Origin of the sequence: Dokdonella sp., from assembly GCF_035703485.1 — a bacterium.
Classification (GTDB): Bacteria; Pseudomonadota; Gammaproteobacteria; order Xanthomonadales; family Rhodanobacteraceae; genus Dokdonella.
In genome coordinates this window covers 1-10,265 of sequence record NZ_DASSYD010000007.1, presented here as the reverse complement: position 1 = coordinate 10,265, position 10,265 = coordinate 1, and the positions used below count along the sequence as shown (strand labels likewise).

Genomic DNA, 10,265 nt, shown 5'->3' with positions numbered 1-10,265 from the left:
GATCATCGTTTGAAACAGCGCCGGCATCGGGCACATGCTGATTCATACCAGCCTGTTGGGGTGGCCTTCTTCACATACAGATTTGACGTGGCTGGGAGTATGGTCAGCGTTCTTGGAAGTCTTTTCGGGAATTTTGGCCATGTCGATGCTTCGCAATTTCGCTCGCTTCTTTCTCGGCGCACTACTGGCGGTCCTGATCACGCCGCTCACTTACGCACAGCCGGTTGATTCCGCTCAGCTGCGTGGCCTTGAATGGCGACTGGTTGGTCCGTTTCGCGGTGGCTGGGGGACGATGGCCGCAGGCATTCCGGATCAACCGGACACCTTCTATTTCGGCGCTGCCGGTGGTGGGGTCTGGAAGACCAGCGACGCCGGCGCGACCTGGCAGTCGAAGTCGAACGGATTGGCGGATGCGGCCATTGGCGCAATCGCGATTTCCGCTTCCAATCCCGAGGTCATCTACGTCGGCAGCGGATATCCCGAGCCGCGCTACGACATCCAGTCCGGCAACGGCATGTACAAATCCGTCGATGGCGGTGAGCACTGGCAATACGCCGGATTGCGCGAGACACGCTATATCGGCGCCATCCTCGTGGATCAGGAAAACCCCGACATCGTACTGGTCGGCGCGCTCGGTCACTGGTTCGGCCCGAATCCCGAACGTGGCGTGTTCCGCAGCACCGATGGCGGCAAATCCTGGAAGAAGACACTGTTTGTCGATGAGCAAACCGGTGTGGTTGATCTCGCGGTCGATCCAGAGCAGCCGAACAATGTCTACGCGGCTTCATGGACGGCGCGCAACTGGCCCTGGTTGAGCTACTTCACGCCGATTGAAGGCGAGGGCAGTGCGATCTGGCATTCCTCCGACTCGGGACAGACCTGGACACGCCTCGCCGGTGAGGGCTGGCCGACTGGCAAGCTTGGCCGGATTGGACTTGGCGTCACCCATCTTGCCAATGGCGCGACACGCATCTACGCCTCGATCGACTCGGCCAAGCACTCCGGCTTGTACCGATCCGATGACGGTGGCGGGCACTGGCAGCGCACCAATGACGCAAGCGCCGTATCCAGTTGGTACGAGAGCCGCATGACGGTCGCTCCGGACGACCCCGACACCCTGTACACAATGGGTCAATCGATACACAAGTCCGTCGATGCCGGGCTCACCTTCACGATCATCAAGGGCGCGCCGGGTGGCGACGACTATCATCACCTCTGGATCAATCCGAAATATCCCGAACGCATGGTCACCGCTGCCGACCAGGGAACCGTGGTCAGCGTCAACGGAGGCAACAGCTGGAGTGACTGGTACAACCAGCCAACTGGCCAGTTCTACCATCTTGCCGCCGACAACCGCTTTCCCTACTGGATCTACTCGGGACAGCAGGATTCCGGAACCGTTCGTATCGCCAGTCGCAGCGACTACGGCGCAATCAGCTTCCGTGATTGGCATCCGGTTGGCGGTGACGAACGTGATTTTGATATCCCCGATCCGGAAGACCCCAACATCGTATTCGGCTCGGGTCTCGGCGGGCGCATTTCGCGCTGGAATGCAACAACCGGAGAAGTTCAGAATGTTTCTCCATGGCCGGTGTCAAGCTATGGCGCTCGCGGTAGCGATGTCCGCTATCGCTACACCTGGTTCACGCCTATCGCATTTTCGGCACTACCGCCGTATGCGCTGTATTCGGGCTCGCAGGTGCTGTTTCGCTCGATGGATCGCGGCCAGAGCTGGACTGAAATCAGCCCGGACCTGACCGGTGCCGCCAAAGCGCCAAAGCACTGCGATGGCGATGTGCCGATCAGGCACGCTACGGCGTGTGGCTACGGCGTCATCTACGCCATTGGTCCCTCGCCGCATGACAACAACGAAATCTGGATCGGTACGGACAATGGTCGCGTACAACTGACCCGGAATGGCGGTAAACATTGGAGCGAGATTTCGCCCAAAGGATTGCCGGATTGGGCCAAGGTCAGCTCGATCGATGTGTCCGCACTCGATCCCGGCACCGCATACGCGGCGATCGACAATCATCGGCAAGATGATTTCAGCCCGTGGGTGATGCGCACGCATGATTATGGGAAGCACTGGACCCGAATCAACAAGGGGCTTCCGCAAGGTCGCTATGTCAGCGTGGTCCGTGCAGATCCGGTCAAACGCGGTTTGCTTTATGCGGGGACCGACAACGGTGCGTTTGTCTCGTTTGATGATGGCGACAACTGGCAATCGCTGCAGAACGGCCTGCCGGTGGCCTGGGTGCGCGACCTGCTCGTGCATGGCAACGATCTGATCGCAGCCACTCAGGGTCGTGCGATCTGGGTACTCGATGATCTGGCGCCGCTTCGCCAGATGGATCCGGCCAAATCGATGCAGTCCGCGCAGTTGTTTGCTCCATCACCCGCGTATCGCGTGCGTCGTGACCAGAACAAGGACACGCCACCGCCGGCGGAGACCGCGCTAGGGACCAATCCGCCGAGCGGCGCGATCATTGACTACTCGCTTGCGGAAAATGCGCACAAGGTTGTCATTGAAATTCGCGATTCCAGCGGCGACGTCCTGCGCCACTTTGCCAGCGACGACACAACTGCGGAGCCGAACGCCAAGCCGTATTTCTCAAGTGTCTGGTTGCAACCGCGCGCAGTTCCCGGCATCGACCGTGGTGCGCATCGCTTGGTCTGGGATCTTCGTCTTGCCCGGCCAAAAGCAGTCAACTACGACTACTCAATCGGGGCGGTGCTGGGTCAATCGACACCGCTGGTTCCGGAAGGCGCGTTGGTGGTACCCGGTACCTATGAGGTAGCACTCAACGTCGATGGCAAGGAGATGACGCAAGCGCTGACGGTTCGCGCGGATCCACGCGTCGCGACGACGGTTGCCGATCTGCAGAAGTCACTCGCTTTCTGGAACGCCGTCAAGCTGGAAATCGAGCGTGCCTGGCAGGCACATGGCGAGGTTGAAGCGGTGAGCGAGCAGATCAATTCGGGACTGAAAGACGCGTCGATACCGTGGTCCGGCAATCTGCAGGCAGTGGCCAGCGATCTTTCCGCAAAGCTGAAACCATTGCTCAACGACAACGGGCACGATGCACCTTCGCTGTCGACAATCAGTGACGTCTTGTCATCGCTGGCCACGGATGTCGAGGGTGCCGATCGCTTGCCGACATCACCGCAAGAGCGGCTGCTTGTCGACTATCGCAACAAGCTTGCGCGCTCGACGGAAGCCTGGAAGCAGCTGCAAGGCGGCAAACTGGAAGCGCTGAATTCCGCACTGCGGGCCGCAAACAGGCCGGAAATCACGCTGCCGAGCGCCGCCCAGATCGCCTTGGGTGGCGAATCCGAGTCGAAGGATCTGCCATGACGGTTCACTATCCCGCAAATTTTTTGAGACGCGGCATGAGTTGCTGTGAGAACCACCTGGCCTGGACCTAGGCCCGCCACTGCAAGATGCCGACGCAAGTGGAGGCGTATAGTCCGAGTGACTTGAGCAGATTCAATTTCAACGAACCAGGCATTGGAGATTCGCCATGATTCCTGATCTGAAAACACGGCTCGTGACTTTTATCGCTATTGCGCTGGCATTGCCGGTTGTTGCAACGGCGGATACAGCAATCGCCGGACACGCGACCGAGACACCGACCTACCAGTCAACCAGCCTGCAACCTGCAGCGGTCGATGCATTGCGTCGCAAAGTGCTGGTTCAATGCGGACTGGATAGTTCCGGCAACAGGAATTTTCTGCCGTGGTATTTCCATTTCCAGTATGGCCAGGCCTTGCTTGAGGCCGGAGATGCCAGCCGCGCCATCGTTGAACTGAATCAATCCATTGATCTCAGGCCGGAGCCGCAGGCACGCAAGCGAACCTATGGAATGTGGTTTCTGGACTATTTGCCATATTTCCAACTTGCCGAGGCGCACGCGATGCTGGCCAACTGGCCGTGCGCCGAGCATGCGATGGAGTTGTCCCGATCCACGGGTGAAACCACCCTGGGCCGAATCGAGACGAGTCGGATCCGAGCGCTGGAAGAAAATATCGACCGCCACCTCGATGAAGTCGGTTCCTGCAACTTGCGCGACTATCAGAGTTCCCCATCCACTGATAGCGCCTCTGCCAGTTGAGTTGCAACTGACGAGTGTTTTCTGCGCTGGCAAGCAAGTCAGCCGGACTGCTGGCATGATTCGGGCATCCCGGATCAACTCGCGCCCAGGAGTTGAAGCAGGATTCCTTCAGTCACCTGGAAAACCACAATGACGATTTTGATACTTGGCTTGTTGATCTTTCTTGGCGTGCATTCGCTGCGAATTTTCGCCGACGGATTCTGCCGCCGGACCTGCGCCAGGATTGGAACGAACGCATGGAAGGCAATCTATGCGCTGGTTTCACTGGTTGGCTTCGGCTTGATCATCTGGGGCTTTTCGCTGGCCCGCCAGCAACCGGTGCTTCTTTACGTTCCGATGCGCGCGCTAAGGCACGCCAATTCCCTGTTTACCCTGGCCGCTTTTATCCTGGTCGCCGCCGCCTACATTCCGCGCAACCATTTCAAGGCCAAGATCGGCCACCCGATGTTGGCCGGAACCAAGCTCTGGGCTTTCGGACATCTGCTCGCCACCGGCTTCCTGCATGATCTGGTTCTGTTCGGTGCGTTTCTGATCTGGGCGGTGGTGCTATTCGTCGTTTCAAGACGCCACGACCGCCGCGATGGCGTCACTTATCCACAAGGTGGTCTGGTCGGCGATATCGTGACTCTTGTGGTGGGCATCGCCGCGTGGGCAGGCTTCGCGATGTGGGCGCATGTCCACTGGATTGGGGTCAGCCCGTTCGCCTGAATCACGAGAGGGTTGTCTATTCGTGAGTTGCAGGCGGGCTTGAGGCCCGCCCCGGACTCGATTCTGCGCTCTGGGTGAGCGCAGAATCAGTGTCGACGCCGGCGAAATCGACCGTCGACTTTGATCACTCCTGGTGATCCGCGTCCGTTGCTTCTTCCAGGGTTTTGCTGGCCTTGTCCATCGCCGCATCCTTGGCCTTGTCCTTGGCCATATCGGTGGCGGACTCGGTCATCGACTTGCCACCAACGGCGGCACCGACGGCAGCGGCACTCCCGGCCTTGTCGCCCACCATGTCACCGGCCTTGTCCATGGCCGCATCCTTGGCCTTGTCCTTTGCCATATCGGTAGCAGACTCGGTCATTGACTTGCCGCCAACCGCCGCGCCGACGGCGGCGGCACTCCCGGCCTTGTCGCCCACCATGTCACCGGCCTTGTCCATGGCCATATCCTTGGCCTTGTCCTTTGCCATGTCGGTAGCGGACTCGGTCATTGACTTGCCGCCAACCGCAGCTTCGACGGCGGTCGCGCTACCGGACTCGACGCCCACCATGTCGCCGGCTTTATCCATGGCCGCATCCTTGACCTTGTCCTTGGCCATCTCGGTGGCGGCATCGACCGCCTTGGATGTCGCCTCGGATTCCTGAGCAACCGACACCTGCATGGCAAACCCGAACGCAACAATTGAGGCCGGCACGATCAGCATTTTGCGAATTTTCATTGCACTCTCCCGGAGTGGAGGAAGCACCGCCGCAAGCGGTGATTGACGCCGCATGTGGAAAGACATCCCAAACGACAATGGACAACAACCGTACCATTTGACAGCTTAAGTTACTGTGATGTAACAGTTTTTTGCTTTCGTACCTGCGCTGCCCCGAGGGTAGGGAGCAATCTACGGAGAGTTTCGTATTGACAGTCACCGGGATCGACGTCAGATTGGCTCGTGCCAAGCGGGGGAGGTTGAAATGACAAAGTCCATCCGGAGGGGAATTCAAGGCGCACTGGTTGTGCTGCTGTTATCACTGGCTGGTTGCGGCGGCGGCAGCTCGAATTCGAGCAGCCCAGCCCCGACGCCGCCGCCTCCAACGCCTCCACCGCCGCCGCCAACACCAACTCTGGATCCCGAGTATCGGGTCACGGCAAGTTCTCCGTTTGCAAGCAATTGCGAAGGTGTTGCGATCTCGGGAACCGTTGCGGTCAACAGTGAAGTCGAGCCCCATTTCGCGCTGGATCCGGGCAATCCGCAGCGCTACTTCGGCGCCTGGCAACAGGATCGAAGGACCAGTGGTGGCGCTCGAGCACTGGGTGTCGGAGTCTCCAACGATGGCGGACAGACCTGGAGCCGCAGCTTCCCGGCGTTCTCGCGTTGCGCAGGTGGCGATGCCGACAATGGCGGCGACTACGAACGCACCAGCGATCCCTGGGTTGCCGTCTCTCCGGACGGAACCGCCTATGTAATTTCGATCTCGTTCAATGGCGCCGCGCTGATGCCCGGATCGGATACCTCCGTGCTGGTCAGTCGATCAATCGATGGCGGCGAAACCTGGGGGCCACCGACCACGCTCGTCCTTGAAGGTGATGTCGCCTTCCACGACAAGCAAACCATTACCGCCGATCCGCTCGACTCGCGCTTCATCTACGCGGTCTGGGATCGCATCGCGATCGACAACACCGGACCCACCTGGTTTACCCGCAGTATTGATGGAGGCGAGAGTTGGGAACCTGCGCGACCGATCTACGATCCCGGAGTCAACAGTCAAACCATTGGCAACATTATTGTCGTGTTGCCAAACGGAACGCTGGTCAATTTTTACACGCATATCGACGTTGCGGCGAATGGGGCTACCTCGGCCTGGCTGGATTTGATTCGTTCCACGGACAATGGCGTGAGCTGGTCCTCGCCGATCCGCATCGCCAGCGAACTGACCGTCGGCACGGTTGATCCAGAAACCGGTGCGCGAGTCCGTGACGGCACCCTGGTGCCGACGGTGGCGGTGGCTGCGGATGGCAAACTTTACGCTGCCTGGCAGGATTCGCGTTTCAGCAATGGCAATCACGACAGCATCGCCGTTGCGCATTCCAGCGATGGCGGATTGACCTGGTCAGACCCGCTTCGCGCCAACGGCGATCCGACCGTCGCCGCCTTCCTGCCAGCCCTGAATGTGCGTGCCGATGGCATGATCGGGCTGAGCTATTTCGATCTGCGCTCCAACACCAGCGATGCCAATACGCTGTACACCGACATCTGGCTGGCGCGCTCGACTGATGCAGTGAACTGGCAGGAAAGCCAGGTCTCCGGACCGTTTGATCTGTCGAGGGCTCCACAGGCAGCCTGGGGAAATGGCCTGGCCTATTTTCTCGGCGACTATCAAGGTCTCGGCAGCAGTGGATCAACCTTCATCCCGTTCTACGCACGCACAACCGGCGAGGGCAACGGCAACCGAACCGACGTCTTCGCCGCACCCGCCGTCTCGGTCACAACCAGCTACGCCACCATGGCCTCCGAGCTGCGCGCCAAGGGACCGGCCACGGCGATCGAATCCCAACCGCTCGTGATCAACCCGGAATTCCGCCGCCGCGTCTCCGAAAATATCCAGGCCAAGATGGAAATCCGCATGCCCGGACGACCGCGCGATGAGGCGGGCCAGGATTGAATTTCTGGATGTAGTCAGACTGACGACCCGTTTCCGGCGAAGCGGGGCATGCTTGCTTGGCTGGCCAGCCGGAGCGTCGTCGACAGCGCATATTCAACCCGGGCGTCTGGCGGCCTGTCGAGCGTATTTCTCGGCAACATCGGCCGAATCAAAAGCAGAACCGGGACCGCTCTCGGCGTCCCCGACCCACCGTTCTCCATCCTTATCCGTAACCTTGTCGAGGAGGTAGTAACCAAACGAGCCGCCTGCCCTTTGAAACACGACAGCTGCGATAGTCGGAGATAGTTGCACGCGACGAATCACGACGTTGACTGGGTTGCTTCCCACAATCGGGGCGCGCGATTTCGCCCGAAGGTGTCACCTGTACGCGAGAAAACCCCGCCAACATCCAATGACAATGAAAATCGCGACGGCGGCAAGAATGCTGCGGAAACTCATTCTGGATCCCAAACATGGGTTATGAGCAATTCCCATGGCTTGAGGTAGGGAGACGCTAGCTTGGCGCCCTTGAATTTCTCCATCGGTTCAATCCGGTCGAAATAGTCGTATCACTCCTGAGCAGAGTTGATCATGAAATGGAGCACCAGGCTGTGTGCGTAGTTGTTGTGATTCCTCGGCAGCAGAAGGAGTCGATAGTCGAAATTCGAGTCAACTTCACAGATACCTTCACCGCCCCAATTGATGGTGAGTCCGATACATTCGTGAAAGCCTTCGACATCTCGGAATCGTTCGAAGAAACGAACGGTTTGAAGTCTGCCATCTCGCGCGTGATTTCTCCGCGCCAAAGCACATTGCACTACTAGGGCGAATGCCCACCTGAAGTCGCGATGTCGGCCCGCGTCAATCGCGTGAGCGACGGCGCAGGATCATTGCAACACCGATGATGATGAGAATGAGCGGCCACCACTCCGACAAGAGCGGCCCGAGGTTCGGAAGCCAGCCTTGCTTCTGCAAGAGAAAATATATTCCAAGTCCAATTAGGATATAAGCGCCGACAAGTGAGTTGGATCGCATTGCTATTATCCGGAGTACGAATCAGGTCGAACGTGGCTGTAGATAGGCCATTACCAGCCTATCATTGGTCACAATCGCACCAAAGCGGAACAAGAGGCGAGGAGTCGAACCGGGACATCCATCCTTACGTGATTGCTGATGCGGCGAAAGAACAATCTGATTGAAGCAGCGAACCACGTCGCTTGTTCTGCACCACGATCCCTTGTGCCTGAGTGAGGCCATCCAGATCAATTGGGTAATTTCCGATGGTTGAATGACGGATCATTGGGTAGCGTCATCACCAGCCGAGCGTTGCCGGTGCTCCGGTTCTTGGACCGCATTGCGCCCGCACCTCAGCCACTACTTTTCCGACGCAGACAGAGTTCCGGGAAATGCATTCATGTGCCGCGTTCTTGCTGCCCTAATTCCGGAACTTTGCGTCACCGAAGTCCGGGCATACTTCCACTGACTCTGGATTCAGCGCTCGGTGCCGGCTATCTGCCAGCCAGCAGTCAGAAAAGATCGAACAGTAGCAATAAGAGATGGATGTTCCCGGGTTGCGAATCGCGGCCTGAAACGCCCGCGCGAGGGCGGGGCTACCGACATGGATCAAGTCAATCTTCTGCCCTGGCCGGAGCACGCTGTCGCTGATGGAATTGCGTCCGACTTGATCACTGAGAGTCCCGCCAAGACGCGTGACAGCGTCATCCCAGTCAGACACCGGCTCACCGTTGATAACGACGCGTACCGATCGTACGAGCGCCGGCCCGACTCCGACATTTGTGAGCGAGAGAGTAAAGCCAGCCGTGTCGCCCGAATCAAAATCTGCAGTCGAAACTTGAACGAACGGCCAAACAGCCGCAGACGTTTGCTGACGCACCGCGTTGGACTCCGCCAACGCTGCATAGAGTGCGACCAATGCAATGAATACGCCCACCACAGACAAGACTGTTTGCCAGAACGATAAGCGCAAGAACGCCCGCTCAGTGCTAAAGCGATCTGATGCAGACGCCACGTCTGGTGCTTGTTGTTCTCGGGGCTCTCCTTCTTGTTCGGACAGCTTGCTCATCTCACTCAGCATGTATCAACCTTGAGGAACGGGTCTTCTTAACGCGTTCCCACGCCTTCTGTCTACCTTTTGGGACAAATCAGGATATCCATGTCTCCGACAAGATCCTGTGTCACGAAAGGGCGCCTTCTTCAGACAGCGCGATTCGTTTCAGCGTTTGCCCGAACTGACCGAAATCCTTGCCGCGGGCGAATATGTAAATGTCGCGATGAGCAATCACGTGCTTGACGTGCTGCGGATCGATCTGACCAGCGCCGCTATCTGGACAGACGACGTCGTCGCGACGCGCCGGGGTCGCTTGTTTCCGGCGGACCCGGACCGGGTGAGACCGACGCGCAGACCTGCATGAGTCATGTCGATCTCAATCCGATTCGAGCCGGCATTGCCGAGAATCTCGAATCGTCGGCGCACACCAGTGCTGTTCAGCGCGTCGAAAAGCCGCTCGACTCTTGCCTTGGCCAAAGCGCCGCTGTCGTCAATCAATCTTGCGGTGACAACGGACTTGCTGTCGATCAGCATCAAAGACTACCTCGACCTCATCGACTGGGCTGCCCGGATCAGGAGGCCTCACAAGCGCGGCAGCATTGATGAGTTCGAGCCGCGTGTACTTCGAAAGCCTGCTTTGATCGGGCATCAGTGGAGTGAGTGCCCCGATTGTCGGTCCCGAGGTTGTCGTGGCAGGAAATCAACTCTGCGTACCGGAAATGAAAATCCGCCCGCGGGGCGGAT

At 58.7% G+C, this 10,265-nt stretch carries 8 protein-coding genes; 4 read left to right on the top strand and 4 right to left on the bottom strand.

The features are described 5' to 3' along the window. Window positions 1-139 precede the first annotated feature (139 nt). The 3 genes from VFN25_RS00520 (at window position 140) to VFN25_RS00510 (ending at window position 4,823) form a co-directional block, all read left to right on the top strand. Window positions 140-3,358: a hypothetical protein gene (locus VFN25_RS00520; protein ID WP_325137680.1), complete on the top strand. Its 3,219-nt coding sequence runs from the start codon at window positions 140-142 to the stop codon at window positions 3,356-3,358. A gap of 166 nt (window positions 3,359-3,524) precedes the next feature. Next, window positions 3,525-4,115: a hypothetical protein gene (locus tag VFN25_RS00515; protein WP_325137678.1), complete on the top strand. Its 591-nt coding sequence runs from the start codon at window positions 3,525-3,527 to the stop codon at window positions 4,113-4,115. 129 nt (window positions 4,116-4,244) lie between these two features. Further along, on the top strand, window positions 4,245-4,823 hold the full coding sequence (locus tag VFN25_RS00510) for an NnrU family protein (RefSeq protein ID WP_325137677.1): 579 nt from the start codon (window positions 4,245-4,247) through the stop codon (window positions 4,821-4,823). A gap of 124 nt (window positions 4,824-4,947) precedes the next feature. Here the strand turns inward: VFN25_RS00510 and VFN25_RS00505 are convergent, their stop codons facing one another. Next, window positions 4,948-5,541: a hypothetical protein gene (locus VFN25_RS00505; protein WP_325137675.1), complete on the bottom strand. Its 594-nt coding sequence runs from the start codon at window positions 5,539-5,541 to the stop codon at window positions 4,948-4,950. A gap of 244 nt (window positions 5,542-5,785) precedes the next feature. Here VFN25_RS00505 and VFN25_RS00500 point away from each other — a divergent pair, with 244 nt between their 5' ends. After that, entirely contained in the window at window positions 5,786-7,474 is a 1,689-nt protein-coding gene (locus tag VFN25_RS00500) for a sialidase family protein (RefSeq protein WP_325137674.1), read from the top strand. An 840-nt stretch (window positions 7,475-8,314) separates the two neighbouring features. Here VFN25_RS00500 and VFN25_RS00495 read toward each other — a convergent pair. The 3 genes from VFN25_RS00495 to VFN25_RS00485 form a co-directional block, all read right to left on the bottom strand. Further along, window positions 8,315-8,488: a LiaF transmembrane domain-containing protein gene (locus VFN25_RS00495; protein ID WP_325137672.1), complete on the bottom strand. Its 174-nt coding sequence runs from the start codon at window positions 8,486-8,488 to the stop codon at window positions 8,315-8,317. Between the two features lie 400 nt (window positions 8,489-8,888). Continuing rightward, complete coding sequence (locus VFN25_RS00490; RefSeq protein ID WP_325137670.1) at window positions 8,889-9,536, bottom strand: hypothetical protein; 648 nt, start codon at window positions 9,534-9,536, stop codon at window positions 8,889-8,891. A 216-nt stretch (window positions 9,537-9,752) separates the two neighbouring features. Further along, complete coding sequence (locus tag VFN25_RS00485) at window positions 9,753-10,055, bottom strand: hypothetical protein (protein ID WP_325137667.1); 303 nt, start codon at window positions 10,053-10,055, stop codon at window positions 9,753-9,755. Window positions 10,056-10,265: the final 210 nt, after the last annotated feature.

What these genes read in the sequence shown, in the direction of transcription:
- VFN25_RS00520 (WP_325137680.1), top strand. Translation starts at nt 140, where the DNA reads ATGTCGATGCTTCGCAATTTCGCTCGCTTCTTTCTCGGCGCACTACTG.
- VFN25_RS00515 (WP_325137678.1), top strand. Translation starts at nt 3,525, where the DNA reads ATGATTCCTGATCTGAAAACACGGCTCGTGACTTTTATCGCTATTGCG.
- VFN25_RS00510 (WP_325137677.1), top strand. Translation starts at nt 4,245, where the DNA reads ATGACGATTTTGATACTTGGCTTGTTGATCTTTCTTGGCGTGCATTCG.
- VFN25_RS00505 (WP_325137675.1), bottom strand. Translation starts at nt 5,541, where the DNA reads ATGAAAATTCGCAAAATGCTGATCGTGCCGGCCTCAATTGTTGCGTTC.
- VFN25_RS00500 (WP_325137674.1), top strand. Translation starts at nt 5,786, where the DNA reads ATGACAAAGTCCATCCGGAGGGGAATTCAAGGCGCACTGGTTGTGCTG.
- VFN25_RS00495 (WP_325137672.1), bottom strand. Translation starts at nt 8,488, where the DNA reads ATGCGATCCAACTCACTTGTCGGCGCTTATATCCTAATTGGACTTGGA.
- VFN25_RS00490 (WP_325137670.1), bottom strand. Translation starts at nt 9,536, where the DNA reads ATGAGCAAGCTGTCCGAACAAGAAGGAGAGCCCCGAGAACAACAAGCA.
- VFN25_RS00485 (WP_325137667.1), bottom strand. Translation starts at nt 10,055, where the DNA reads ATGCTGATCGACAGCAAGTCCGTTGTCACCGCAAGATTGATTGACGAC.